We start from the raw sequence: 25835 nt of genomic DNA on the forward strand, positions 1-25835 counted from the left end.
CGTCCATTGTATCGTCCGCAGACAGCAAAAAGAAAGGGCCGACCGCGTCCGGCCACCCTTTCTCTCGCTTGCTTATACGATGAACTTGTTCGCTTTGATGAGGCTCGCTGCGACTTCGCGCTTCGTGCCGATGACGTTGATCGGCTGATAGCGGCTGAACTTCTTCATCGCCGACAAGAGCATGCGCTGCTCGTCGCCCGATGCGGCCGCATACAAGACTTCTTTCGCCATGAGTTCGACTTGCTTGAACACTTGCTCGGCGAAGATTTCTGTATAGCGGACTTTCTGCTGGTTCTTCTCAGCGCCTGTGCGAGCGATGGCTTTCTCCGTCCGTGCGATGGCCGCTTCAAGCGCATAGATGGCGCTGATGATATCGGCAATCTTCGCGAGAATCTCTTGTTCGTTTTGGAGGGCCTGCTGATATTTCTGGACGGCCGTTCCGGCGATCATCAAGTTGATTTTCTTCATGTTCGACAGAAGCATCTTCTCACGTGCGAGCGGCGACCCGTCAAGTTCTTGTGGCATGTAGCTCATGAGCTCTTTCTGGAGCTTCTGTGCTTCGGCGAGAAGCGGCAAGTCGCCTTTCATCGCTTTCTTAAGAAGCGTGCTCGGTACGATTAAGCGGTTGATTTCGTTCGTTCCTTCGAAGATGCGGTTGATGCGTGAGTCACGGTACAAGTTCTCGACTTCATATTCAGTCATGAAGCCGTAGCCGCCGTGGATTTGAACCGCTTCGTCGACGACGTAGTCAAACGTCTCCGAGGCGAACACTTTGTTGAGTGAACATTCAATCGCGTATTCGGCGATGGCTTGGGCAACTTTCGAACCGTCACGCATGTTGTCGTCGCCCAGCGCGTCGAGGCTGTCTTGGAACAGACCGCCCGTCCGGTAGACCGAGCTCTCCATCGCATAAATGTTCGCAGCCATCGTCGCGAGTTTCTCTTGGATGAGCGAGAACTGACTGATCGGTGTCTTGAACTGTTTGCGCTCGTTCGCGTACTGGACCGAAAGATCGAACGCACGTTTCGACGAACCGACCGCACCGACCGCAAGTTTGTAACGACCGACGTTCAAGATGTTGAAGGCGATGACGTGGCCTTTGCCGATTTCTCCGAGGAGGTTGTCGACTGGGACTTCGACGTCTTCTAAGATGAGCGTCCGTGTCGATGAGCCTTTAATGCCCATCTTCTGTTCTTCGGCGCCTGTCGAGACACCTTTGAATTCACGCTCGACGATGAAGGCGCTGAACTTGTCGCCGTCGATTTTCGCGTAGACGACGAACACGTTCGCGAAACCAGCGTTCGTGATCCATTGTTTCTCCCCGTTCAAGACGTAGTGTGTGCCGGCTTCGTTCAAGACGGCCGTCGCTTTCGCACCGAGCGCGTCCGAGCCTGAGCCTGGCTCTGTGAGCGCGTAGGCGGCAATCCATTCGCCAGTTGCGAGTTTCGGCAAGTACTTATGCTTTTGCTCTTCTGTCCCGAAGAAGACAATCGGGAGCGTCCCGATGCCGACGTGGGCGCCGTAGCTGAGGGCGAATGAACGCGCTTTGGCGAATCGCTCTGTGATGATCGATGACGAGATTTTATCGAGCTGATAACCGCCATACTCTTCTGGCACGTCCGCGCCGAGGAGGCCGAGCTCGCCCGCTTCTTTCAACAGTTCGACCGAGAGATCGAACTCGTGTTTCTCGATGCGTCCAAGGACAGGCATGACACGGTCGTCGACGAAGCTCGCCGTCGTGTCGCCAATCATTTTGTGCTCATCTGAGAAGTCTTCCGGTGTGAACAAACGATCCGCGTCGAGTGCGTCGATGACGAAGCTACCGCCTTTAATCAATTCGTGTTCTGTACGTTCCATTGTCAATTCCCCCTTATAGTAATTCGAAGACGCCAGCAGCACCCATACCGCCACCGATGCACATCGTCACAACCCCATACTTTTCATTGCGTCGTTTCATCTCATGCAAGATCGAGACCGCGAGTTTCGCGCCCGTGCAACCGAGCGGATGCCCAAGGGCGATCGCGCCGCCGTTGACGTTCACTTTCGACGGGTCGATCCCGAGTTCACGGATGACACCGAGCGATTGGCTCGCAAATGCCTCGTTCAATTCGAACAATCCGACTTCTTCGAGCTTCACGCCGGCCATCTCGAGCGCTTTCGGAATGGCGACGACCGGGCCGATTCCCATCACTTCAGGACGGACACCGCCGACCGCGAACGAGAGGAATTTCGCCATCGGTTTCAAGCCTTGACGTTCGGCTTCTTCGCGCTCCATGACGAGCACGGCCGCTGCGCCGTCTGACACTTGTGACGCGTTCCCCGCCGTCACTGAGCCCTTGATTTTAAACGCCGGGCGCAGTTTACCGAGCGCCTCGAGCGTCGAGTCAGCACGGACGCCTTCGTCATGTTTGACGACGAATTCACGTTCCGCGACTTTCCCGTCTTCGCCGAGCACTTGCTCGACGACCGTGACCGGGACGATCTCTTCTTCGAACTTGCCGCCCGCAATCGCCGCCGCCGCTTTTTGGTGGCTGTCGATCGCGAACAGATCTTGGTCTTCGCGCGAGATGTTATATTCGGCCGCGACACGTTCTGCCGTGTGGCCCATGCTCATATAGTATTCCGGAGCCGTCTCCATGATTGTCGGGTTCGGACGGATGACGTGTCCGCCCATTGGGACGAGACTCATCGATTCCATACCGCCGGCGATGACCGCCGTCGCTTGGCCGATCATGATTTTCGCTGCCGCGTCGGCGATGGCTTGCAGACCTGACGAGCAATAACGGTTGATCGTGATGGCTGGTACTTCGTGCGACAAGCCGCCCCGGACGGCCGCGTAGCGGGCGATGTTCATCCCTTGTTCCGCTTCCGGCATGGCGCATCCCATGATGACGTCGTCGATTGGTCCCGTGTAGCCAGACCGCTCGAGCGTCGCTTTAATCGCATGACCCGCGAGTTCGTCCGAGCGAACATTTCGGAACGAACCGCGTTTTGCTTTTCCGACCGGCGTTCGTGCGCCGGCCACGATGACTGCTTCTCTCATCTGTTAAGTCCCCCTTTTGTCAGTTCCGAAGTGGCTTGCCTTTGACGAGCATATGTTGCATCCGTTGCTGCGATTTTGGTTCCCCGATGAGGCTTAGGAACGCCTCGCGCTCGATGTCGAGGAAGTACTGCTCGTCGACCATCGTACCGTATGCCAAATCGCCGCCGCTGATGACGTGGGCAAGTTTTTTCGCAATCTTCAAATCGTGTTCAGAGATATAGCCACCGTAGAACATCTCGTACGCCGCGAGTTCGAGCGTCGCTTTCCCCGTTCGACCGACGACCGGCAACTTCTCACGAACCGGTGCCGTATAGCCGTCAGCGAGACCGAGTACCGTCTGTTTCGCATCGAACGTCAAGTGGTCGCGGTTCATCGAGATGCCGTCGATCGGACGGTGATAGCCGAGCGCTTTCGCGTCATAGGCCGATTTCGATACTTTCGCCATGGCAATGTTTTCGAACGTCTGTTGCGCCGCTTTCTCGATGTTTTGCATCGACTTCGGCGTCTGCTCGAGGAGTCGACGGTACGTGTTGACGTTTCCGCCCCCACCTGGGATGAGGCCGACACCGACTTCGACGAGACCCATATATGTCTCGAGCGCCGCCTGCATGCGTGCGGCCGGCAAGCTGATTTCTGTCCCACCGCCGAGCGTCATGCCGTAAGGCGCGACGACGACCGGGCGACCCGCATAGCGAATCTTCTGGACGACTTGTTGGAACTTGTTGATGATCCAGTCGAGCTCGTACCAGTTCTCGTCTTCCGCTTCCATGAGCATCATCGCGAGGTTGGCGCCGACACAGAAGTTCTTGCCGTCGTTGGCGAGGACGAGTCCTTTGAAGTCTGTCTCGACGAGGTCGATTGACTGTTCAATCATCTGCATGATATCGACACCGATCGCATTGTTCGGTGACGTGAACTCGAGAGCGACGACGTCGTCTCCGATATCGATGAGGCGGGCCCCACCGTTCTCGAGCACGATGCCGTTCGACTTGGCGAGCGGCGCGAGTTTCACTTCTTTCGGGTTGACGGTCTTCTCAACGTACGTCTGTGACGCTTGGTCGTAATACTGGTCTCCCTTATAGAAAGATGTGTGTCCGGCAGCGAGCATCTCGTCGATCCACGCCGGGACGTCATAACCTTCCGCTTTCATGCGGGCGACCGATTTCTCGACACCGAGTGCGTCCCACGTCTCGAACGGTCCGAACTTCCAGCCGAAGCCCCACTTCATCGCGTCATCGATAGCGACGATTGAATCACTGATTTCGCCTGTGAGACGAGCCGAGTAGACGAGTGTCTTCGCCGTGACCGGCCAGAGCAGTTGTCCGATGCGTCCTTTGTTCAAGATGGCACCTTTCAACTTCGCTTTCGAGCCCGAGAGCGATTTGATTTGATCGAGCTCTGGGCCTGTAATCGCTTTCAATTGCTCGTACTCGAATGTGTGAAGGTTGAGTTCTTGGATGACTCTGCCGTCTTTCTTATAGAAGCCTTGTCCGGCCTTTTGACCGATCCAGCCCTTCTCGACGAGCGTCTTCATTTCAGTTGGGACGTCGAACGTGTCCTTCTCTTCGCCTGCGTCGAGCGTCTCATAGACGTTACCAGCGACGTGGACGAACGTATCGATGCCGACGACGTCGAGCGTACGGAATGTCGCCGATTTTGGCCGGCCGATGAGCGGTCCGGTGATCGAGTCCATCTCGCCAATCGAGGCGTTCTGCTTGAGCATCTCTTCGAACGTGACGAGGAGTCCGTACGTACCGATGCGGTTACCGATGAAGTTCGGTGTGTCTTTTGCCTCGACGACGCCTTTCCCGAGACGGTCTTCCGCGAAGCGGGCCATGAAGTCGATGACCGGGCGTGCCGTCTGCTCCGTCGGGATGAGTTCGAGCAGTTTCAAATAACGTGGCGGGTTGAAGAAGTGTGTTCCGAGGAAACGTGTCTTCAAGCCTTCCGGCAATACGCTCGCCATCGCCTCGATCGAGATACCAGACGTGTTCGAGCTGAGAATCGCGTCTTCACGGATGTAAGGTGCGATTTTTTCGAACAGCTGTTGTTTCACGTCGAGCCGTTCGACGACGACCTCGATGACCCAGTCCGCTTCCTTCAAGCGCTCGAGATCATCTTCTAAGTTGCCTACGTCGATGAAGTTCAAGTGCTCTGCTGTCGCGAGCGGTGCCGGGTTCTGCTTCAATAGCTTCTGACGGTTTTCAGACGCGATGCGGTTCCGCACTTCTGGTGACTCGAGCGTGAGCCCTTTCGCCTCTTCTTTCGCCGTCAATTCACGTGGTACGATGTCGAGCATGAGCGAACGAATCCCCGCGTTCGCCAAGTGAGCCGCAATCCCCGCCCCCATTACTCCTGAACCGATGACGACCGCAAAACGGATATTGCTCGTCAAACGGAGGTCGGCTGATTGTTCGATGTGACTCGTCATATTGTTCCCCCCTCAATGAGAATGAATAGTGATTCATTTCAAGCGTAAAAAAAATCGCAATCACCATCGTGTTTACTCTTCTATCATAAATGAATGACAATTCATTCGCAAGCGTTCATTTTTCAAATTCGTTCCAATTTCACTGAGGACGATTTATTTATCGGTCACTGTGGTATAGACACAAAGAGTCAATTTTAGAAAGGGGAATGTATACATGAGTGATAATCGTTTAAACACAGTGGGGAACCGACATGATTTTGAATCGTTCAAGAAGGACGGCCAAGAGCAGGCCCATCAACCGGGGATCGACTCGAAGATGGAGCCGTTCCCGATCTATGAGCGTGAAGGCTATAAAGGAAGCGATAAACTAAAAGATAAAGTGGCCATCATCACAGGCGGCGACTCGGGAATCGGGAAATCGGTCGCCATCTTCTTCGCCCACGAAGGCGCGAACACGGTCATCGTCTATAAAGATCAAAACGAACTCGAGGACGCCGAGGCGACGAAAGAGCGCATCGAGGAACTCGGCCAAGCCTGTCTGTTGCTACAAGGGGACATCGGCGACTCGGCCTTCTGCCAAGACGTCGTCAAACAGACGCTTGAGACGTTCGGACATTTGGACATCCTCGTCAACAATGCCGCCGAGCAACATCCACAAGAGTCGCTCCTCGACATCTCGGACGACCAACTCGAGCGTACGTTCCGGACGAACATCTTCAGCATGTTCTATTTGACGAAAGCCGCCCTTCCATACTTGAACGAAGGCGCGAGCATCATCAATACGACGTCGATCACAGCGTACGAAGGTAACGACCAATTGATCGACTATGCGTCGACGAAAGGTGCAATCACGGCATTCACGCGTTCGCTCGCCAAGAACTTGGCCGAGAAGAAAATTCGCGTCAACGGCGTCGCACCAGGTCCGATTTGGACGCCGCTCATCCCAGCGACGTTCCCGGCAGAAAAAGTCGCCTCGTTCGGTGACTCGGCCGAGATGAAACGTCCGGGCCAACCGGCAGAACTCGCCCCGGCTTACGTCTATCTCGCGAGCGACGACTCGACGTACGTCAGCGGGCAAGTCATGCATGTCAACGGTGGGACGGTCATCAACGGATAATATTGTCGCAGGCCCAGTGTTCAGTCACTGGGCCTTTTTGTATGGAAAATTCATCCATCCTATGTTAGCGTAATTTTCAGGCGTTAGCTTGTCATTTAGACGACAGAAAGGAGCCAATGATGGATGATTCATTATCGATTGACACAAGATGATTTTTTCACGTTACAAAAGAACTTCATCGAAAACTCGGTTCCCGATAAACGAAAATCTATACTTGTCACGCTTGTACTCATGTTACTGACCGCCTTTTACGGATTTGCCCTCGCGATTGTCTTTTTACCGCAAACGCTTTCCGCCCCTGTCATCATCGCACTCGCCGTCAGTGCCGCTGTGGTGCCGGCGCTACTCTTATTCCCGCTCTTCAAGAAAGTGTATTCCACGATGAGGTTGAGACAGTTGCGATCCATACTTCGACAGGACTCGAAATGGCCACGTGATGTCACGTTGTCGATCCATGAGGACGGGATTGAAGTCAATTCGCTCCACAATGCCGTCAACAAACGGGTTCAAGTCGCGTGGGAAGCGATTGAACGAGTGAACGAGGACGAGACCCATCACTATATATTTATTGAAGCAGCGGAAGCGATTATCGTCCCGAAGCAAAACCGGATGCTCGACGAGACGGAGCGAATTCGAATGAATGATCTGCTACAAAAACACTTAGGCATCACACTCTAAGCGACAAAGGTATTCAATCAGTACGTAATTATGACGAATCACAAAGGAGTGGATGCAATGGTCACCACGTATAAACTGACGCTTGACGATTTTTTAGCTTTCCAAAACGACATGATTCACCATTCCGATCAATATAAACGAATTCGCAGCGCATGGTTGAGATATATGAACATCCCGCTTTTCGCTCTCGGTTATGCAGCCGCATTCTTCCTCGTACCGCGCCCCGAGTCGACGATTGCCTTTTTATTGATTACGGTCGGAATCGGGCTGCTGTTCGCGCTATTACTCAGACCGTTGCTAAAAGATTTGCATGCCCCGCTCGCCCTCTAGCAAACCCGTCGTGTCCTCAACAAACAGGACACTTGGCCAAAAGACGTCACGCTTCAACTTTCTGATACGCACATCGAAATGCAGGCCATTCGTGGCAACATCCATCGAACAACTCAAGTCCCATGGGCATCCATTCTCAAAGTGAACGAGAACGAGACGCATCGCTTCCTTTATTACGAAGAGGATGAGGCGTTGATTATCCCGAAAGTAAAAGATGGGGTCACAGAAGTCGAACAGAGTGAAATCGAGCGGATCCTCGACAAACATATGAACACAGAAAAGCACACGAGTTCACATTGAACTCGTGTGCTTGTTTCATTTCTTGACCATTCCTTTTAAGACGAACGCGACGTTCGCCGGACGTTCCGCGAGGCGGCGCATGAAGTAGCCGTACCAGTCACGGCCGTATGGCACGTAGACACGAACTTTGTAGCCTTGGCGGACGAGCTCGAGTTGACGCTCGACCCGGATGCCATATAGCATTTGGAACTCGAACTGGTCGAGTGGGATATTGTTCAGTTTCACATGCTCGATGACCGCATCGATCATATGGTCGTCATGTGTCGCGATAGAGGCGTAGTTCCCGTTCGCAAGATGGAGTTTGACGAGCTTCAAGTAGTTGTGGTCGACGTCTTCCTTCTCGGGGAATGCGACCGTCGCCGGCTCTTTGTATGCCCCTTTGACGATGCGAAGGTTCGGCTTGAGCGGTGCGAGATGATTGATGTCATCTTCCGAACGGTACAAGTATGACTGGATGACCGTCCCGAGTCCCTCAAAGTCGGCTTTCAACTTTTTGAACAAGTCGAGCGTCTTCTCGCAGCGTGTCTCGTCTTCCATGTCGATGGCGACGAACACACCGACCGCTTGCGCTGTCGTCAAGATTTGACGCATGTTGTCTTCAATCAACTCGTCCGAGATGTCGAAGCCGAGTGACGTCAACTTGAGTGACATGTAGGCGTCGAGCTGCTCTTCTGCCATAATTTCAATCGCCCGGATGATTTCATCGCGGTTCTCGTTCGCTTCCGCGACCGTCGTGATGAACTCTCCTAGATGGTCGACCGTGACCGATAAGCCTTTCGCATTCAACTCGCGAATCGTCGGTACCGACGTCTTAAAATCTTCCCCCGCCACAAAGCGCGAAGCCCCGAACCGAAGCCCGTATTTTTTAGCCAAACTGTTGAGTGTTTTGTTTTGAGACATGTAGATAAATCCATCGCGCAACACTTTTTCCATCTGATTTTCCCCCTTACGTTTACACCCATCTATCTCTATGACGATGTCTGAAATTATTATGACATACAAACGTCAATTCGTCTGTAATTTTGTAATCGTTTTCAGGATTTCATTTCCCTCTATTCAGAAAAAACAGACGCCCCGCAGGACGTCCGTTTCACAGGCCCGTATTCGGTGCCACATAGAGCAAGATACTAAGGAAAACGAACACGCTTCCGGCTAGGACGAACAAGTGCCAAATCGCATGGTTGAACGGCAACTTCTGCCATACGTAGAAGATGATCCCGACCGAATAGGCGATCCCTCCGGCGAGGAGCAACATGAAGCCGTTATGACCGAGCGACTCGTACAGCGGGCGGATGGCGATGAGACAAATCCAGCCGAGGCCGAGATAGGTCACGTTCGACACCCACATGTATTTCCCCGTCGAGAACAACTTCCAGACAATACCTAGCACGGCGACGCCCCAAACGATCCCGAACAACGTCCAGCCGAGCGTCCCTTTGAGCGACACGAGCGCGAACGGCGTATAACTCCCCGCAATGAGTAAGTAAATCCCGGCATGGTCGAACACTTGGAGCACGCGCTTCGCCCGTGGGTGCGGAATCGCATGCATGAGTGTCGAGAACAGATACAGTAAAATCATCGATGCCCCGAACACGCTCACCGCGATGACATTACCTGTGCTTCCCGTCTCGGTTGCCGTCATGACAAGCAGAACGAATGCGACGATGCTGAAGATGACGCCAAGCCCGTGGGTGATGGCGCTCGCAATCTCTTCTCCAAGCGTATCGGCATGGAGCATGTCTTTTAGCTTCTCTTGATCCATTCAGGTCCCACCTTTCAAATCTATTCCTCTAGTATGGTCATTTCCCGATTTCAACGCAAATAAAAACATGGGCCGAAGCGACCCATGTCTGTGAATTATGCGACTTCCTTCACCGGAACGTCACATTCCATATTTTGTGCTCGCATCGCTTTCGCGCGCATGTGGAACAAGACGAGCAACGTGATCGTCCCGATGGTGGCGATGACGTACGGGATGACCCCATCCATCTTGAAGCCGATCGGTGCCGTCAAAATGTAGAACCAGACGGCATACAACATGAACGTCCCTGGGATGAGCGCGATATAGTGGTTGCGCCCTTTGATGTACAAGTACATCGCCCCGACGAACAAGGCGATGACCGCCGTCGTCTGGTTGGCCCAGTTGAAGTATTGCCAGAGCATCTGGAAGTCCATGTTCGTGAGCGCGTATGAGATCACGAAGAGTGGAAGTGCGATCCAAAGGCGTGACGAGAATTTCTTCTGCGCGATGCTCATGTAGTCGGCGATAATCATCCGCGCGCTACGGAATGCCGTGTCACCTGACGTGATTGGCAAGACGATGACACCGAGGATGGCGAGTGTGCCGCCGATGCTGCCGAGCATGAGTGTCGCCACTTCTTGAACGACGAGTGCCGGTGTACCCGTTTGAATCAACCCGAGCAATTCGCCTGGCTCAAAGATGGCCATGGCTGCCGCGGCCCAAATCATGGCGATGACCGCTTCGACGATCATCATGCCGTAGAAGATTTCACGGCCATTGCTTTCTTTCATCGTCGTCCGCGAGATGATCGGTGACTGCGTGGCGTGGAAACCAGACAACGCCCCACATGAGATGGTGAAGAAGAGGAGCGGCCAAATCGGCAAGCCATCCGGGTGCATGTTCGTGAGTGTCATCTCTGGAATATGGTAGCCTTGTGCGAACAGGCTGACAGCAATCCCGACGGCGCTGATCATGAGGAGCGCCCCGAAGAACGGATAGATGCGTCCGATGATTTTATCGACCGGAAGGAGCGTCGCCAAGATGTAGTAGGCGAACACGGCGAAGATGACGATCGTGAGCGTCGTCGCATTGCCGTCGAACAAGTTGTTGATCATATTACTCGGTGACGTGACGAATACTGTCCCGACCAAGAGTAAAAGCAAGAGTGCGAACCCGTTGACGACGTGGCGGAGCGAGCGGCCGAGGAACTTCTCAGCGAGTTGCGGCAAGTGCGCTCCGTTGTTACGAAGCGAGATCATGCCCGTCAAATAGTCGTGTACCGCTCCCGCGAAAATCGACCCGAAGACGATCCAGAGGAAAGCGACCGGTCCGTATAGCGCCCCCATGATCGGTCCGAAAATCGGTCCGACGCCGGCGATGTTCAACAACTGAATCATCGAGTTCCGTTTTTTCCCCATCGGCACGTAGTCGATGCCGTCCTGTGACGCATAGGCAGGCGTCGTGCGTTCTTCTTTGATGCCGAACGTCTTCTCGACATAGCTGCCGTACACTTTGTACCCGACGAATAAAATCGCCAAGGCAATAAAGAATGTAATCATGTGTGCTGTCCCCTTTTGTGCATATGTAGCCGATCCCCGTCGGCCCCGAAAAATGAATCCCGTTGTTTTACACGTATAATGTAAACGCTTACGTGACTGATTATACAGCAGTTACCACTTTTTTGTAAGGGGTTTCGTTCATTTTTTTGACACTTTTTCGAACATGAAAAAACGGCGCCCCGCAGGACGCCGTCTCGGTTGAATCGCTTATTTCAAGGCGAACTTCGCTTGCTTCGCCCCTGCGCCCGTATAGTCGCTCGCGATGACCGCGTAGCTTCCTTTGGCGAGACCTTTTTTGAATGTGAATGTATACGTTCCGGCCCAGCTCGCTTTCACTTTGGCGACTTGTTTGCCTTTCGCGTCTTTCAAGACGACGACGGCTCCCGGTGTCGTTTTCCCGATGATTGCTTTCGTGCCGGCTTTGACACCTTTCGTGTTCTTCGGTGTCGCGATGGCCGCTTTCTTGAGCGTAAACGCCTTCGCTTTGACGACCGTTCCCGTCACATCTTTGGCGACGACTTCATAGTCGCCATAGATGAAGCCGGCCCGTTTCGTGAATTCGAACAATCCGTTCTTGTCAGCCGTCGCATACGCGATCGTTTTGCCGTCACGCTTGAGCGTCAACTTCGTCTCCGGTGTCGCTTTTCCGGTAATGACGTTCGTGTTGGCGTACGTCAACTTCGACGCAAGCGCCGGTGTGCCGACGAAGCCAGCACCGACGACTTTCGTTTCCGTGACCGAAGCGCCATCGAGTTCAGAGACGATGGTGAGCGATTGACGGAGCTTGAGCGGTTTCGTCACGAGCGTATACGCACCGTCTTGATCCGCTTTCGCTGTCGCGAGCACTTTGTCGCCATCTTTCAACGTGACGTTCGCGTTCGGTGTCGTCGTCCCTGTCACCGCTTTTGCGCCAGGTTTGATCGTGTTCACCGTGAGGGCGAGTTCGACTGCCGCTTGATCGAGTTCGATCGTGTATGTGCGGAACAAGCGATTCGCCGCATCCGGACGTGTCGTCTCGGTCGCTTCGATGCCTTCATACAGGTCGACGTACTGTTTGCCGGCATCGGCCGTCTCGAACTTGGCTGTCCGCTTCGCGTCGGCAACGATTTTCCAGTTGTCGTCCGCTTTGTATTCGAGCTTGCCTGAGACGATATAGTCCGAAATCACGTTCCGTGTCTCATACGCTGAACGGTAAACGATGTTCTTCCCGCCACCGAGACCCGGGAACGATGTCGAGCCAGCGCGATAGTTGTTCGTCGCGACGAGGAACTCTTGGTCGAGTGTGATCGGCTTGCCGTTATACTTCACGTTCTTGACGCGGTTCGCATCTTTGTTTTTCAGTGTTCCACCGATATCGAACTTGGCAGGACCAGTCACATCAATCTCATACGTGAGGCCGTCGAGGATATCGAAGTTGTAGCTGCGGAACTCCAAGTTAAGCAACTCATCGTTCGTATCCGAGACTTGTTTGTACGCCCCGGCTGACATCTCGAGCCAGTCCATCACGTCCGCACCCGTCACTTTGACGACTTCGAGCGTGTTCGGGAAGACGTACAGGTCGGCCACGTTCTTTAACGCGATCGAGCCTTTCGGGATGTTCGTGTAATAGCTCGCGTCCGTCAACTGACGGTTACCGGCTTTGAACGGAGCCCCCGCCGAGAGGATTGGAAGCTCTTTATATGCCGCGAGTTCTGGGTTCGTCGCGAGTTCTCTCTCGACGTACCATTTCTGCGCGTTCGTCACGAACTGGACCGATGCGTCGTCACGGACGAGCGCGAAGTAGCTTTGGATATCGTCTTGAATCTCACCGACTGGGCGGTTGATGTATTCGATTGTCGCCTTATGGTCCGCATCGATGAGCGAGGCGATCGTCGGGTCTACCGGTGTGTCCGCCTTGACCGTGTCGAGTTTCGCGTTCGCGTCGAGCACGCTCCACTTGCCGTCGACGAGCTCGAGGTCGAGGTCGATGACCCCGAGATCTTTCCCTTGGTTGTTCGCCATGACGACCGGCTTGCCGTTGATTGTGCCTTTGTCCATGTTCACATGCGGGAAATCTTTGAACATGCCGTTCGCGTCCGGGAAACGGCCGTGCTGGTGACCGGTCATGACCATGTCGAGCCCTTCGATTTTCGTGAGCGTGTAGCCGACGTTCTCTTCCCCGTCTAATTGCTCATCCGCAAGTGCCGCACTTTCCCCGATCCCTGAGTGCGCGAGCGCGACGACGACGTCCGCACCTTGCTCTTTCAATTTGGCGACGGCCGCTTTTGCTGCCGGTACCATATCATCTGCCGTCACCTTGCCTTGGAGGTTCCCTGAATCCCACGACATGATTTTTGGCGGCACGACACCGAAGACACCGACTTTGATTGTATGTGTCTCGCCGTCCCCGTCGACGACTTGGCGTTCAATGATTTGGACTTCTTGTCCGTCTTCATTGTATTTCGAGACGATCGGCTCGCCTGACAAGTCCTTCACGTTCGAGTTGACGAAGCGAAGCTTGCCTTTCGACCCTTGCATCGCGTCATACAAGAACTGGAGCCCAAAGTTGAACTCGTGGTTCCCGAGTGTGACGGCGTCGAACTCGAGCGCCGACATCGCTTGATACATCGGATGCTCGAACGCGCCTGGTGCTTTTTGGTGTTGCTCGCGGACGTAATCCCCGAACGGCGTCCCTTGAAGCGTATCCCCGTTATCGAATAGGAACGTGTTCGGCTTTCCGGCGTCCGTGCGATGTTGCTGAATCAACGTCGCGACTTTCGTCAACCCGATCGTGTTATCGATTTTGTCCTGGAAGTAATCGTAGTTCGTAATGTTCGTATGTAGGTCGGTCGTCTCCAAGAAGCGCAGTTTGACGACGTCCTCGTCTTCCGCTGCCGCGTGTTGGAGCGGGATAAGTGTTGGGACGATGAGCGACGTAGCAATGGCCATCTTCGTAAATTTAGACATGATTTTTCTCCCCATTCATGTGGTGTGCATTGCGGACTAAATATACCATAGCCGGACTCTCAATTTAATGAATCTAACGCCCTATTTCCTTTAAAATTTGGTAAAGAAAGGTCTAGTCTCAGACGACTTTCCGAGAACATGGAAAAGGTCCGAATCCGTATGATGGAACCGAACAGACGACTTCGCTTCACGAGATTTTTTTGGTCGAACTTGTACAGAGGCTAGACTTCGCACAAGCAGTTCGTTAGACCTAAAAAACCATCCCCGACGCGTATCGGGGATGGTCATATCGTCACGAACGGATGCGAATCGAGATCGGTCCGTCGTTGTCGCCTTCCGGCCGCGGGAAGCGGACGTGGAGCGGATAGTCGTGTTTCGGCAAGATTGGCTCGGCGAGCACGGCATCGGCCCGGCCGACGACCTCGTCTCGCTGCATCAACTCGAGTGGGAGGCGCGGGATTTGGAGCGCCTGCTCGGAATAGCCGTTCCGGACGAGGAGTGAGGCGCCGATTTCCGTGTCGGTCACGTCGAGATGGACGAGCAACAAATCGAACTGGCCTTCGGCGACCGGACGGCTGAGGACGTTCATCCGCTTCAGGCGGTGCCACGCCACGTCTGGGAACGCGTCCCGTTCGGCGTCGGTCACATCTTGGAGCGGTGCCGTCGGGTTCATTTGGAAGGCGAGCTGAATCGACTCGGTGTCGAGTTCGTCGACATCGGTGAACAGTTCCTCTTCGAAAAAGTCGAGATAGACGGGCTTACTCGTCATCGCCTCAAACGACGGCAAGTCCATCCGGCTGAGCATCTTCTGGCCGAGCGGTTCGCGGCGTTCGTTCAACAAGAGCACCGGGATCTCGTCGAGCGAGAACTCGGTCGCGACCGTGTTGCGGAATAAGGCGACCACGGACAGGCCTCCCGGGTTCTTCGTCGCACTGAGCAGTTCAATCGACAACTGGTTGTCCGCGAGCGGCGGCAGCGTCGTCGCATGATAACGGAACACGTACTCATCTTCTTTCGAGATATCCATCCCTTCATCGAACACGAGGCGGAGCGCCCGCTCGTCGTCTTGGCGGATGATCGTCTCGACTTTCTTTCGTTTCAACAGTCCGAACATGTCACAGCCCCTCCTCTTCCCGTTGCGCAAAGTATAGATCAAGCTGGCACAGTTGAATCGTCACGTCGCGGGCGATATCGAGATACGTCTCTTGGAAAATCTCGAGCCCTTCCTTGCCGAACTGACGACTCGGGTCTTCCTGGCCGTAGCTGCGGAGTCCGATGCCCTCTTTCAAGGCGTTCATCGTCGTCAAATGGTTCGTCCAGCGGATATCAAGGTGGCTGAGCAGTTGTTGCCGCGCGAAGGCGATGACTTCCGGATAACCCTCGATACGCTCTTGCGCCATCGCGACGATGCCGTCGATCCATGGTGCGAGTGCTCGTTTCAACTCGTCTTTGTCTCCGACCGTGTCGTCCCATGTCGGCGCCTGTTGCGTCAAATACATATAGTCCTCGATAAGCGCGTCAGTCGCCCACTCTTCCGGGACGAGTTCGGCGTCGATATGACGGTCGAGCGTCTCGTTGAGCGCGAGGCGCATCATGGCGAGCACGTTGTTCAAGATGGCCGTCGCATTGGCGTCGACCGCCTCATCGCGAATCGAGTAGATGATGCGGCGCTGTTCGTTCAAGACGTCGTCGAGTTTGAACATGTAGTCACGGACCGATACGCCGACGCCTTCAATCGTCGTCTGGGCGTATTCGATGATCACGCCTGCTTCCTTATGGCGAATCTCCCCGTGCTCGTCCGGCTTCAGTTTGTGCTCGACACGTTTCAACCGCTCGGCGGCATATCGTTTGACGAGGTCGTCCTCGAGCGAGACGAAGAAACGTGACATGCCTGGGTCGCCTTGGCGTCCCGACCGTCCACGGAGCTGATTGTCGACGCGGAGCGACTCGTGTCGTTCCGTCCCGATGACATACAAGCCGCCGCGTTCGCGCGCCGTCTCGTCTAAGACGATATCGGTCCCGCGTCCGGCCATGTTCGTCGCAATCGTCACGTGTCCGAGCCGTCCCGCCTCGGCGATAATCTCGGCTTCTTGGGCGACCGTCTTCGCGTTCAACAGCTCATGCTTGATGCCCTGTCGCTCGAGCTGTTCGCTGACGGCCTCCGACTGGGCGATCGAGGTCGTCCCGATCAAAATCGGTTGTCCCGTCGCGTGGATGGCCGCCACTTCTTGTCCGACCGCCGCATACTTGTGGGCGATTGTATCAAAGACGCGGTCCGGCAAGTCTTCACGCAGACGTGGCCGGTTCGTCGGCACTTGGACGACGTCCATTTGATACGTCTTCATGAACTCTTCGCGTGACGTCTGGGCTGTCCCGGTCATGCCACCGAGGAGCGGATACATCCGGAAGTAGTGTTGAATCGTGATTTCAGCCGTCGTCTTGTTCTCTTCGGTGATGTCGAGCTGTTCTTTCGCCTCGAGCGCCTGATGGAGGCCTTCCGACAGGCTGCGTCCTTCCATGACCCGCCCCGTGAACAAATCGATTAACTCGATTTTGCCTTCTTGGACGATATAGTCGACGTCCCGCTCGAACAATACGTTCGCCCGGAGCGCCTGCATCATGTAGTGATAGAGGACGTGGTGCTCGGCGGAAAACAAGTTGTCGACCGAGAACAACGCTTCAATCTTCTCGATGCCCTTATCCGAGAACATGACGGCGCGCGCCTCGAGGTCGACCGTATAGTCGTCTTCCGTCAATTGACCGAACACGGTTTGGGCGAGACGTTTCAAACGGACGTGTGACTCGTCCTTCTGGGCGATGATGAGCGGCGTCTTCGCCTCGTCGATCAAGACGCTGTCGACTTCATCGAGCAACGCGAAATGGAACGGACGCTGGACCCGTTCTTCCGGCGAGCCGACCAAGTGGTCCCGAAGATAGTCGAAGCCGAACTCGGTCCCGACCCCGTATGTAATATCGGCCGTATACGCCGCTTGTTTGTCAGCGAGCTCCATCTCCGGCACGTTCAACCCGACCGTGAGTCCGAGGAACGTGTGAATCTTGCCAATTTGCTCGGCGTCACGTTGCGCCAAATAGTCGTTCACCGTGATGACGTGGACGCCTTTTCCTTCGAGTGCTTTGACGAACGCCGGCAATGCCGCGACGAGCGTCTTCCCTTCCCCGGTCGGCATCTCGGCGATATTTCCTTCGAGCAGGGCGAGACCGCCGATAAGCTGGACGTCATAGTGACGGAGCCCAATCGTCCGGACGGATGCCTCACGAACGAGGGCGAACCCTTCCTCCGTGATGGCGCGGACATCCGCACCGTCCGTGAGCCGCTGTTTCAGTTCGAGCGCGTACTGGCGAAGCGCCTCATCGTCTAAAGCGCGCATCGTCTCCTCATACGCGTTGATGCGTTCGACTTGTTTCTTATAGGTTTTCAATCGTCGTGCCTGATCATTGGTCAATTGCTTCACAAAATCAATCACAGGATAGCCTCCATCGTCCGAAACCATATTTGTCTAGCTACCCTCTCATTATACCGGATTTTGTTTCCGACTCGTTTTTTTATTTTGGTAAATCCCAGAAAGTTGGAATTCCACCACTCATTACACCCTTTTTTTTACTCTTTTCAAAATTTGTTTTCATTTTTCTATTTGAGACGGCGTGAGACCGTGATACGATGACAAAAACAGAACGTTTGTTCGTAAAAAAGGAGAGGTGGCTATGCGACGACGGATTTTTTGTATCGACAGCGTCTCGTTCTACGCCAGCTGCGAGTGCGCCGCCCGCAAGTTGAACCCGTACAAGACGAAGCTCGTCGTCTTATCAAACCTCCAAGACCACGGTGCCCTCGTCCTCGCCGCGACACCGCCGATGAAGCAGCTCGGCATCAAGACCGGTTCCCGGCGCTTCCACATCGACCGGTTGCCGTGGCATGAGCGGCGGCACGTCATCTACGCCGAGGCCCGGATGAGCCACTATTTGAACGTGTCCGTGCAAATCGTCCACATCTTGCATCAGTTCGCACCCCCCGAGGCAATCCGCGTCTACTCGGTCGACGAGACGCTCGTCGACTTGACGGGGACGGAGCGGCTGTTCGGGAACGATGCGCACGTCGCCCGCCTCATCCGCTCGACCGTCTTCCGCTATACCGGCATCCCGGTCACGATCGGCATCGGCCCGAACAACGTCCTCGCCAAGCTCGTCCTCGACTTGCATGGGAAGAAGACGGGTGTCGCCAGCTGTTTCCTCCACGACGTCGAACGATTAATTCACCCGGCCCCGATCGGCAAGATGTGGGGCGTCGGTGCGAAGATGGAAGTCCATCTCCGGCGGCTCGGCATCGACACGATCGGCGACCTCGCCCGCTATCCGCTCGAGACGCTCCATGAGAAGTTCGGCGTCATCGGCGCCGAGCTGTGGCATCACGCCTGGGGCATCGACGAATCGCCGACGATCCTCCCTCCGAGCTCCCTGTTCGGGGCGAAACGGCAGCGGCCCCGGACGATCGGCCACGGCATCACGCTCATGAAAGACTATACGACCTACGCGGCCATTCGGCTCGTCTTACAAGCCATCGCCGTCGAGGTCGGGATGCGGACGCGACAGGCCGGACTCGTCGGCGGCAGCGTCCATCTCGGTGTCCGCTACACCCGGACGAGCGAGCGACGCGGCTTCAGCAAACAAAAAAAGCTCGCCCGCTTCACAGCGGACGAGCGCGAGTTCTTGCCGGTGTTGTTGACGCTTTTCCTCGACGCGTGGGACGAGACGGAGGCGGTCCGTTACGTCTCGGTCGCCCTCGGCAAACTCGAGCCCCGGAGCGACCACGTTCAGCTGTCGTTCTTCGAAGACGAGTGGGCCCGGGCGCGCCGGTTCGACTTCCTCGATCTTGTCGACAGCTTGAACGTCCGCTTCGGGCGCGGCACGATCCGCCCGGCATCGAGTTTACTGAAAGACAGTCCGCTCCGTACCCGCCAGCGGTTAATCGGCGGACATAAACAAGGAGGTGAATCGTCATGAGCCAGACCCGATACAAAGACCGCGGTGAATTGAAATGGATCCCTTTCCTCATGCCCGAGCACGTGGCGCTCCTGAAGAAATATTACGCCCACGTCCAAAAGATCGAGCTACCCGATTTGGATGAGCAGTTGCTCTATTTATGGCAGACCGAGCTCGAACGCGCCATCCGTGAAGGGGACGCCGTCGAGCTAACGCTGTTCGATAACGGCATGACCCATACGGTGCGCGGTTACGTCCACGCCATCTATTACGCCGAGCGTGAAGTCGAGCTGTTCGACACCGAGGTGCTTCGCATCCCGTTCGGTCAGATTCTGTCCGTCCGTTAAGACGCGTCAATCGCTGCCTGCGTCGTCTCGAACGTGTCGACGTGGTCAAGGACGCCATAATGCGTGAGCGTCTGGCGCACCGGTGCCGACAAGTGCGCGAAGACGACACGGCGGTCGGCCGCCTTTAACTCGCGGACGACGCGGCGAATCTCTTCGACGGCCGTCACATCGATGACGGGACAGCGGTGGAAGTTGAAGATGAAGACGTCGGGCTCGTCATGGATATGATGCAACACGTGCTCGAACATCTCGATCGCGCCGAAGAAGAGCGGCCCCTCGACGCTGAAGACGACCTGTCCGTCGCGCGTCACGTACCGTTCCGTCTGTTCGCGGACGTCAATCGTATCGGCCATCCGTTTCGCGAACAAGGCGAGCGCACAGATGACCCCGACCTCGACGGCGACGACGAGGTCGACGAACACGGTCAACCCGAGCGTGACGAGCAAAACGAGCGACTCGGCCGACCGATGCTTGAGCATCTCGAAGACGTGGTGCCGCTCCGACATGTTCCAAGCGACGCGCATTAGAATCGGGGCGAGTGCGGCCAGCGGGACGTAGCTCGCGAGCGGTGCCAACACGAGCACGGCGAGGAGCACCGTCAACCCGTGGATGACGCCGGAACGGCGACTGACGGCCCCGGCTTGAATGTTCGTCGCCGTCCGGGCGATGGCGCCGGTCGCCGGGATCCCGCCGAAGAACGGGACGACGACGTTGGCGAGCCCTTGCCCGAACAGTTCCTTGTCCGGGTTCATCTTCGTGCCGGCCATGCCGTCCGCGACCGCACCCGACAATAGCGACTCGAGCGCCCCGAGGAAGGCGATGGCGAACGCCGACGGAAGTAGCGTCGCAATCAAATCGAGGTCGATGGCGAGCCAGTTGAAGTCAGGCAGTCCGCTCGGGATACCGCCATAGGCACTGCCGATTGTCGCGACTTCTCCTGGGACGACGAGACTGACGAACGTCGGCACGAGCATCGCCATCAATAACAGCGGCAATTTCACGGGCAGTTTCGGTACGAGCCAGAGCGTCAAGAAACCGATGGCGGCAATGAAGACAGGCCATAAACTCGCTTCATGTAACGACGTCACGAGCTTCAGTAAATTCTCGTGGAAGTGCGGCGCCTTCTGAAACGAGATGCCGAACAGTTCATCGAGCTGGTCGACGAAGATGACGACGGCAATCCCGGCCGTGAAGCCGATGGTGACGGCCCGCGGCATGAAGCGGATCAGTCGTCCGACGCGGAGCACGCTCATAAGGAACAACAGGATCCCGGCGAGGAACGTCGTCACGAGCAATCCTTCATAGCCATGCGCGAGCATGACGCCCGAGACGATCGGGATGAAGGCGCCGGTCGGTCCGGCGATTTGGAACGTCGAGCCCCCGAACAGGCTGACGAGGATCCCAGCGATGATGGCCGTGTACAGGCCGTACACCGGTCCGACACCTGAGGCGATCGCAAACGCCATCGCGAGCGGCACGGCGACGACCCCGACGGTGATCCCGGCCGAGATGTCTTTTTGCCATCCTTGGCGTGATGTCATGAAGTTGTCCATTCTTGCATTCCTTCTTTCCATTATGTCGAAAACGAGTTCAGTGTACGCCTGTCCCTGCCCTTTGTAAACGACTCCGGCAAAACGTTAACATAATCGACAAAACAAAGACGCATCGCGATGGATGCGTCTTCGTTAATTCGTCGGTGCTTCGACGACTTGGTCACCCTCGTCCGCATCTTCCCCAAGCAGACGGACGTGACGGCCGAACAGCCACATGACGACGAGGTGGGCTTTCGCCTGCGTCTTCGTATAGAACCACCACGGCAGCGCCGGCACGAACTCGTGGATGGCGACGAGCCCTTCTTCTGACTCCGGGAGCCGTCTGAACTCGAGCCGGCCGGTCTTGTCATCCTCACTCAACTTCGCGAACAAGCCGCCGTCGATTGAATAGGACGCCATGTCGTCCGTCGCCTCGTCTTCGAGCGACAGGTGGAGCGCGACGAGTGATGGACGAAGCAACGAAATCTCCCAGTCATCGTCTTCTTTTGTCGTCTGGATGAGCGGATACGCGAGCCGGCCGAGCCACTCAAAATACGTGTCGGCCATCCAAAGCGCCGACTTGTTCTCGGGCAGGCCGAACCGTTGAATCGAGCGGACGGTGTACTGTTGCGGTGCTTTTTTCTTCTTGCCGCCGCCAGATTTCTGTTTCTCTTCTTCCTCGAGTGCGTGCTCCACCGCTTCCTTGAACGGGATCTCTCCTTGTTTGACGCCGGTCGTGTCTTTCGCGACCATGGCGTGGCCCATGCTCTCGACGAGCGGATAGACAGTATCTTTCGGTTCACCCGTCACGGCCATGACCCAAAGGCGGGACAATTTGATCGTCGGGAATGGGAAGTCGATCATGACGCGGCGTTTGCCCATGACGTCAGCCGTGTCTTCAATCATCTTGCGATACGTCATCACTTCCGGTCCACCGATATCGATATGATGGTCGTACAGCGCCTCGGCGCCGACGACTGAGATGAGCGCCTGGACGGCTTCACGCAAATCGATCGGGTGCGTCTCCGTCTTCGTCCAGTTCGGGAGAATCATGACCGGTAACCGTTTGACGAGCTTCGCGAGAATCGGGAACGACGAGCCTTCTGGACCGATGATGAGCCCGGCCCGAATCGTCGTCACCGGCACGCCTTGGCCGCCAAGAATCCGTTCGACTTCGAGCCGGCTCTTCAAGTGACGTGACAACGTCTTCGATTCTTTCGGAATGATGCCGCTCAAGTAGACGATTTGTTCGATGTCATTCGCTTTCGTCGCCCGGGCGAAGTTATCGGCGATGAGCGCGTCCATGTCTTCGAACGTCGCCTGCGTCAATCCGCCGTCCGGAATCATCGAGTGGACGAGGAACATGGCGTAGTCCGCTCCCTCGCACGCCTCGCGTGTCTGTTCATACGAGAACAAATCGCACGACCGCCACGTGATGTGGTCCTCGTCTTCTTTGTTCTTCGTCGAGCGGGATAAGGCGATGATGTCGTATTCTTCTTTTAAATGGTCCATCACGTTCGAGCCGATATAACCGCTCGCGCCCGCGATGACGATGGTTTTCCGCATAGTGGTCACTCTCCCCTTTATTTACACATAAAGGTACTGTACCCGTCTTAGGCTGAGATTAAATCAGTCCCGCGCCCTACAGTATGTACTGGAAAATATATGTAAACTAAAGCCAACTACAAGCGGAGGAGGAATGACTATGGGGTTTTGGTATTTCTTGATGCTATTGATCGGTGGAGGGCTCGTGATTCGCGGCCTATTCAAAAAGAACACAAGCGGGCTGATACGCTTCGGAAGCCTCGTCATCGGCGGTCTGTTAATCGCACTCGGTTTGTTCATGTTCCAAGACGGAAGTGATGCGATTGTAGCGGATTTGTTTAACTTGTGGTGACGATAAACTGAACAAAAACACTTCCTGCTCGCAGAAAGTGTTTTTTCATTAGAACGATAGAATTAACGGGGTCCCGTCATTGAGAATTTCTCCGTTTTTAGCGATATAGTCGACATGAACTTCCGCACGGCGTAACATGTCGCTCTCTTTTAGCGCCGCCATCCAAGTCCGGACGAGTACCTCGTCTCCTAACGCTGGCTCCCGATGAATCGTCACCAGGATTGTCGGTACGACGTCGGCTGTTTTATAGGCGAGCGGGTTCGCCGCCGAAGCGTCGAGTTCTCGTACGGCTACTTCGTCGTAAAAAACATCGTACGTGACATCGCGGCCAAACGCCGTCATGACCGAATCCTCGATGACATCCGTCACGTCATCTTCCCATTTCGATGCCAGGAACGTGTCGACGACTTCCCCTGTCGTCTCGTCCGCATAAACGAAAAACTCGGTCCCTGTCACGGAATCAACTGCGGTTGCCGCATATTCGAACGGGAAATTTCCCATGTTGTCGAACGTGACCTCTGTCGTCAATTCGGCATTGTCGAAACGCTCCGCTACATACGGCTCAGCGAGTTGGATTGCTTTTGCTTCTTCATTGGGGTCGGACTTCATCGACTGATTGAACACAAAAACGAGGCCTCCCATCCCGACGACAAGCACCCCAATCGCAATTAATGCCCATTTCCAAAAGCGCTCCACACCAATACCTCCTCTAAACCGTCTATGTACCACCAAAAAAGTATCTCAGCTTCTTTCTATCAGTGTATCAGACAATTTATGGAAGGGTTTATTTTATTCAAAGGTATAGTTTTAAGGGTAATGAGTTTCTAGTTTTCTAAGGTCCCGAATTTTTGAACATCACCTATCCCACAAACCTATGCCCTCGGTGCCCAATTGGCTTCAAACCCATTCTGCACCGCATAGTCATACAGGTGAATCAATTTCGTTTCTTTGTATGTCTCCATCTGTTCTGCCACGCGCAACTCATGATTTCGTTCCAGAAGAGCGTAAAGATAATCAATCTTCGCCATCCGATTGTTCTTGCTCGTATTACAAGTCGGACAAGCGAGGACAAAATTCCATAGAACATCATTCTGTATGTAAGACCACGGGATAAAATGGTCGACATGGATCTGTTTGAGCGGCTTCATACAATAAAAACAGACGGAATGACCATGGCTCAGCAAAATTTGTTTGAACTCGTCGAGCGATTGACGAGCCGAGACGAATTCGATTTTGTTCAAGATTCGCTCCATCGCTTCGCGTGTATTGTATTTTTCCAGAAAGACGGCGAGTTGATAATTCGTAACATTCATCAAGACCCGTTTATATTTCTCAAAAAAGATGACGTAGCTCGGCACAAGTTTGACCCACTCTTCTTTCCGATTGAATGAATAGACGGTTCCCTCGAACGAGGTATAGAACGATCCGTACACGTACTTCTTATAGAACTGATTCACGTTTCGAATCAATTGTTGTTGCTGCTGAACCGGCAGACGATCAAAGTTCCAAGTGGACGGAATTTCATGTGTCGCTTGAAACGTGAGCATCGTTTTTTCGACCGAGCTCAATTTCTCAAGTTGATTCACTTGTCGCAATCCGTGTTTCACAATCAAATTCCAATACATCTTCGTCACGTGTCTTGAAATTTGCTGGAACGTCACTACACCGGAATCACTTAGTTCGGTCGTGCATTCGAGCAACGCCTTCATAAGCATATGCTTGTACGTCGTCGTATGTGTCGCATTCATTAAAAATTGTTGTGTATAGCGCCATAAGTCAGTTTCTGTTAAGTAGACGTTTTTTGCCTCAGCAACACTTAAATCCCACCCCAATGACCTCACCCCCACTCATTCGTTACATCATCGATTATAACGAATGAGGAACAAGAACGGATCAAGGTGAATCAAACAGGAGCCGAAAACTCTTTTTTGATTTGTTCTATATCGATATTTGTTTTTTCATGGATATAATGGACTAACGTATCATACTGTTCGACAGTATTTAGCTTTTTAAATTTCTCAACATCTCCTTCAAAGTCTTTAAAGTACTCACTTTGATAATCAGGATTGTTAAAGAGCTTTAGATACTCCATATAATCTTTTACAGTCATCTGGCTCACAATTTGAAAGAGAATTGCAGACCACTCTTTTACACGACTCTCATGAATATGTTTTTTGATGATGCTGTCTTGTTCTTGCTTATGCTTAATTTGTTGAATATATTGTTCAACTTCCAACTTATATTGGAACAGCTCAGCTCGGTTTCGAGTGTCCAACGCAGGGATAACATCAGTTAACAAATACTGATATCGTTTCTTTCTAGGATGCATGATTTTGTCTTTCGGTTCTTTAGGACTCGATTTTTTATCCGTACGCTTTTTGAGTCGTTCCGTTACACCTAGTGCACCAATTGCTCCAACAATTTCTTTTTTATGTTCAAGAACTAGTTTTCCGACTGTTGGACCATACTTCTTGACTCCATTGATAATTAATTCCGTAGATTTTTTTGACATGAGGATTCCTCCTATGATGGTTATATATTCTCGTGACGTTTTTTCAAAAACAGCTCATAGTATATATTCAACAAAGCAATATTCAATCCTTTGATTCCGTTTAAAAGTCCAAATAATGGTGTTGTCCATTCACAAAGAAAGGATTATTGAGCAAACACTCAATAATCCTTTTGCTATAATGTTTCCTGATCATTCCCCAGCTTCTTTCTTCTCTTGTTGCTTCTGCAAATATGCTTCTCGAATCTGATTGATTTTATCTTTTTTATTCGAAATAGCTGGTTTTTTGCCATCTTGATACTTGGCAGCAGCCACTTTACTTTTCGTATCTAATTGATATTTTCCCATTTGATTCACCTGCTTTCATTTCATTGTGATTGAGTTGTTCCATAAAAATCAAAAGACCT

22 protein-coding genes are annotated in these 25835 nt (G+C 53.9%); 7 read left to right on the plus strand and 15 right to left on the minus strand.

The window, feature by feature from the left end:
• Positions 1-72: 72 nt before the first annotated feature.
• Genes KNP68_RS06680 through KNP68_RS06690 form a run of 3 tightly spaced genes read right to left on the minus strand, consistent with a single transcriptional unit; the run spans position 73 to position 5474 of the window.
• Positions 73-1857 (minus strand): acyl-CoA dehydrogenase family protein, encoded by a 1785-nt coding sequence (locus tag KNP68_RS06680; RefSeq protein WP_214799106.1) that lies wholly within the window; start codon positions 1855-1857, stop codon positions 73-75.
• A 13-nt stretch (positions 1858-1870) separates the two neighbouring features.
• The gene (locus KNP68_RS06685; RefSeq protein ID WP_021065484.1) at positions 1871-3043 is read right to left on the minus strand and encodes an acetyl-CoA C-acetyltransferase; all 1173 of its coding nucleotides are present in this window, start codon (positions 3041-3043) and stop codon (positions 1871-1873) included.
• A gap of 19 nt (positions 3044-3062) precedes the next feature.
• The gene (locus KNP68_RS06690; protein ID WP_214799108.1) at positions 3063-5474 is read right to left on the minus strand and encodes a 3-hydroxyacyl-CoA dehydrogenase/enoyl-CoA hydratase family protein; all 2412 of its coding nucleotides are present in this window, start codon (positions 5472-5474) and stop codon (positions 3063-3065) included.
• A gap of 214 nt (positions 5475-5688) precedes the next feature.
• Between KNP68_RS06690 and KNP68_RS06695 the strand changes: the two genes are divergently transcribed.
• The 4 genes from KNP68_RS06695 (at position 5689) to KNP68_RS06710 (ending at position 7899) form a co-directional block, all read left to right on the plus strand.
• On the plus strand, positions 5689-6591 hold the full coding sequence (locus KNP68_RS06695; protein WP_214715906.1) for an SDR family oxidoreductase: 903 nt from the start codon (positions 5689-5691) through the stop codon (positions 6589-6591).
• A 123-nt stretch (positions 6592-6714) separates the two neighbouring features.
• Positions 6715-7269: a YcxB family protein gene (locus tag KNP68_RS06700; protein WP_214799110.1), complete on the plus strand. Its 555-nt coding sequence runs from the start codon at positions 6715-6717 to the stop codon at positions 7267-7269.
• 57 nt (positions 7270-7326) lie between these two features.
• Entirely contained in the window at positions 7327-7599 is a 273-nt protein-coding gene (locus KNP68_RS06705; protein WP_131472371.1) for a hypothetical protein, read from the plus strand.
• 78 nt (positions 7600-7677) lie between these two features.
• Positions 7678-7899, plus strand: coding sequence for a YcxB family protein (locus KNP68_RS06710; protein ID WP_029595083.1), 222 nt, complete (start codon positions 7678-7680; stop codon positions 7897-7899).
• Between the two features lie 15 nt (positions 7900-7914).
• Here KNP68_RS06710 and KNP68_RS06715 read toward each other — a convergent pair whose 3' ends face one another.
• The 6 genes from KNP68_RS06715 to secA2 form a co-directional block, all read right to left on the minus strand.
• Positions 7915-8832, minus strand: coding sequence for a proline dehydrogenase family protein (locus KNP68_RS06715; RefSeq protein WP_029595082.1), 918 nt, complete (start codon positions 8830-8832; stop codon positions 7915-7917).
• A gap of 157 nt (positions 8833-8989) precedes the next feature.
• Positions 8990-9661 (minus strand): PAQR family membrane homeostasis protein TrhA, encoded by a 672-nt coding sequence (gene trhA, locus KNP68_RS06720; RefSeq protein ID WP_029595081.1) that lies wholly within the window; start codon positions 9659-9661, stop codon positions 8990-8992.
• 95 nt (positions 9662-9756) lie between these two features.
• Positions 9757-11199: a carbon starvation CstA family protein gene (locus KNP68_RS06725; RefSeq protein WP_214799112.1), complete on the minus strand. Its 1443-nt coding sequence runs from the start codon at positions 11197-11199 to the stop codon at positions 9757-9759.
• A 207-nt stretch (positions 11200-11406) separates the two neighbouring features.
• Positions 11407-14145, minus strand: a complete 2739-nt coding sequence (locus KNP68_RS06730; protein ID WP_214715924.1) for a bifunctional 2',3'-cyclic-nucleotide 2'-phosphodiesterase/3'-nucleotidase — start codon at positions 14143-14145, stop codon at positions 11407-11409.
• Between the two features lie 292 nt (positions 14146-14437).
• Positions 14438-15259: an SLAP domain-containing protein gene (locus tag KNP68_RS06735; protein WP_021065475.1), complete on the minus strand. Its 822-nt coding sequence runs from the start codon at positions 15257-15259 to the stop codon at positions 14438-14440.
• A gap of 1 nt (position 15260) precedes the next feature.
• Complete coding sequence (gene secA2, locus KNP68_RS06740) at positions 15261-17630, minus strand: accessory Sec system translocase SecA2 (protein WP_214799114.1); 2370 nt, start codon at positions 17628-17630, stop codon at positions 15261-15263.
• A 238-nt stretch (positions 17631-17868) separates the two neighbouring features.
• Here secA2 and KNP68_RS06745 point away from each other — a divergent pair, with 238 nt between their 5' ends.
• Together KNP68_RS06745 and KNP68_RS06750 are read left to right on the plus strand one after the other, a co-directional pair.
• Positions 17869-19164, plus strand: coding sequence for a Y-family DNA polymerase (locus KNP68_RS06745; protein ID WP_214799116.1), 1296 nt, complete (start codon positions 17869-17871; stop codon positions 19162-19164).
• On the plus strand, positions 19161-19490 hold the full coding sequence (locus KNP68_RS06750; RefSeq protein WP_021065472.1) for a YolD-like family protein: 330 nt from the start codon (positions 19161-19163) through the stop codon (positions 19488-19490). Before KNP68_RS06745 ends, KNP68_RS06750 begins: the two co-directional genes overlap by 4 nt.
• Here KNP68_RS06750 and KNP68_RS06755 read toward each other — a convergent pair.
• Together KNP68_RS06755 and KNP68_RS06760 are read right to left on the minus strand one after the other, a co-directional pair.
• Complete coding sequence (locus tag KNP68_RS06755; RefSeq protein ID WP_214799118.1) at positions 19487-21043, minus strand: SulP family inorganic anion transporter; 1557 nt, start codon at positions 21041-21043, stop codon at positions 19487-19489. The genes KNP68_RS06750 and KNP68_RS06755 overlap by 4 nt on opposite strands.
• Positions 21044-21175: 132 nt before the next feature.
• Positions 21176-22588 (minus strand): NAD-dependent epimerase/dehydratase family protein, encoded by a 1413-nt coding sequence (locus KNP68_RS06760; RefSeq protein WP_214756732.1) that lies wholly within the window; start codon positions 22586-22588, stop codon positions 21176-21178.
• Between the two features lie 139 nt (positions 22589-22727).
• On the opposite strand from KNP68_RS06760, the gene KNP68_RS06765 reads away from it, so the two are divergent.
• Positions 22728-22919: a hypothetical protein gene (locus KNP68_RS06765; RefSeq protein ID WP_214712810.1), complete on the plus strand. Its 192-nt coding sequence runs from the start codon at positions 22728-22730 to the stop codon at positions 22917-22919.
• A gap of 48 nt (positions 22920-22967) precedes the next feature.
• On the opposite strand, the gene KNP68_RS06770 is transcribed toward KNP68_RS06765, so the two are convergent.
• The 4 genes from KNP68_RS06770 to KNP68_RS06785 form a co-directional block, all read right to left on the minus strand.
• A complete protein-coding gene (locus KNP68_RS06770) occupies positions 22968-23615 on the minus strand; it encodes a hypothetical protein (protein ID WP_214756733.1) in 648 nt (215 codons plus the stop codon).
• Positions 23616-23791: 176 nt separating this feature from the next.
• A complete protein-coding gene (locus KNP68_RS06775) occupies positions 23792-24751 on the minus strand; it encodes an HNH endonuclease signature motif containing protein (RefSeq protein WP_029595069.1) in 960 nt (319 codons plus the stop codon).
• 71 nt (positions 24752-24822) lie between these two features.
• Positions 24823-25431, minus strand: a complete 609-nt coding sequence (locus tag KNP68_RS06780) for a hypothetical protein (RefSeq protein ID WP_214756734.1) — start codon at positions 25429-25431, stop codon at positions 24823-24825.
• Positions 25432-25620: 189 nt separating this feature from the next.
• The gene (locus KNP68_RS06785; RefSeq protein WP_029595067.1) at positions 25621-25776 is read right to left on the minus strand and encodes a hypothetical protein; all 156 of its coding nucleotides are present in this window, start codon (positions 25774-25776) and stop codon (positions 25621-25623) included.
• Positions 25777-25835 lie beyond the last annotated feature (59 nt).

The organism is Exiguobacterium sp. s50 (assembly GCF_018618175.1).
GTDB lineage: Bacteria > Bacillota > Bacilli > Exiguobacteriales > Exiguobacteriaceae > Exiguobacterium > Exiguobacterium chiriqhucha.

Bases quoted from the DNA above. Each gene is read 5' to 3' on its own strand.
- KNP68_RS06725 (WP_214799112.1), bottom strand. From the start codon at position 11,199: ATGATTACATTCTTTATTGCCTTGGCGATTTTATTCGTCGGGTACAAA.
- KNP68_RS06695 (WP_214715906.1), top strand. From the start codon at position 5,689: ATGAGTGATAATCGTTTAAACACAGTGGGGAACCGACATGATTTTGAA.
- KNP68_RS06700 (WP_214799110.1), top strand. From the start codon at position 6,715: ATGATTCATTATCGATTGACACAAGATGATTTTTTCACGTTACAAAAG.
- KNP68_RS06730 (WP_214715924.1), bottom strand. From the start codon at position 14,145: ATGTCTAAATTTACGAAGATGGCCATTGCTACGTCGCTCATCGTCCCA.
- KNP68_RS06765 (WP_214712810.1), top strand. From the start codon at position 22,728: ATGGGGTTTTGGTATTTCTTGATGCTATTGATCGGTGGAGGGCTCGTG.
- KNP68_RS06680 (WP_214799106.1), bottom strand. From the start codon at position 1,857: ATGGAACGTACAGAACACGAATTGATTAAAGGCGGTAGCTTCGTCATC.
- trhA (WP_029595081.1), bottom strand. From the start codon at position 9,661: ATGGATCAAGAGAAGCTAAAAGACATGCTCCATGCCGATACGCTTGGA.
- KNP68_RS06785 (WP_029595067.1), bottom strand. From the start codon at position 25,776: ATGGGAAAATATCAATTAGATACGAAAAGTAAAGTGGCTGCTGCCAAG.
- KNP68_RS06780 (WP_214756734.1), bottom strand. From the start codon at position 25,431: ATGTCAAAAAAATCTACGGAATTAATTATCAATGGAGTCAAGAAGTAT.
- KNP68_RS06735 (WP_021065475.1), bottom strand. From the start codon at position 15,259: ATGTTCGGACTGTTGAAACGAAAGAAAGTCGAGACGATCATCCGCCAA.
- KNP68_RS06750 (WP_021065472.1), top strand. From the start codon at position 19,161: ATGAGCCAGACCCGATACAAAGACCGCGGTGAATTGAAATGGATCCCT.
- KNP68_RS06745 (WP_214799116.1), top strand. From the start codon at position 17,869: ATGCGACGACGGATTTTTTGTATCGACAGCGTCTCGTTCTACGCCAGC.
- KNP68_RS06705 (WP_131472371.1), top strand. From the start codon at position 7,327: ATGGTCACCACGTATAAACTGACGCTTGACGATTTTTTAGCTTTCCAA.
- KNP68_RS06755 (WP_214799118.1), bottom strand. From the start codon at position 21,043: ATGGACAACTTCATGACATCACGCCAAGGATGGCAAAAAGACATCTCG.
- KNP68_RS06710 (WP_029595083.1), top strand. From the start codon at position 7,678: ATGCAGGCCATTCGTGGCAACATCCATCGAACAACTCAAGTCCCATGG.
- KNP68_RS06715 (WP_029595082.1), bottom strand. From the start codon at position 8,832: ATGGAAAAAGTGTTGCGCGATGGATTTATCTACATGTCTCAAAACAAA.
- KNP68_RS06690 (WP_214799108.1), bottom strand. From the start codon at position 5,474: ATGACGAGTCACATCGAACAATCAGCCGACCTCCGTTTGACGAGCAAT.
- KNP68_RS06760 (WP_214756732.1), bottom strand. From the start codon at position 22,588: ATGCGGAAAACCATCGTCATCGCGGGCGCGAGCGGTTATATCGGCTCG.
- KNP68_RS06685 (WP_021065484.1), bottom strand. From the start codon at position 3,043: ATGAGAGAAGCAGTCATCGTGGCCGGCGCACGAACGCCGGTCGGAAAA.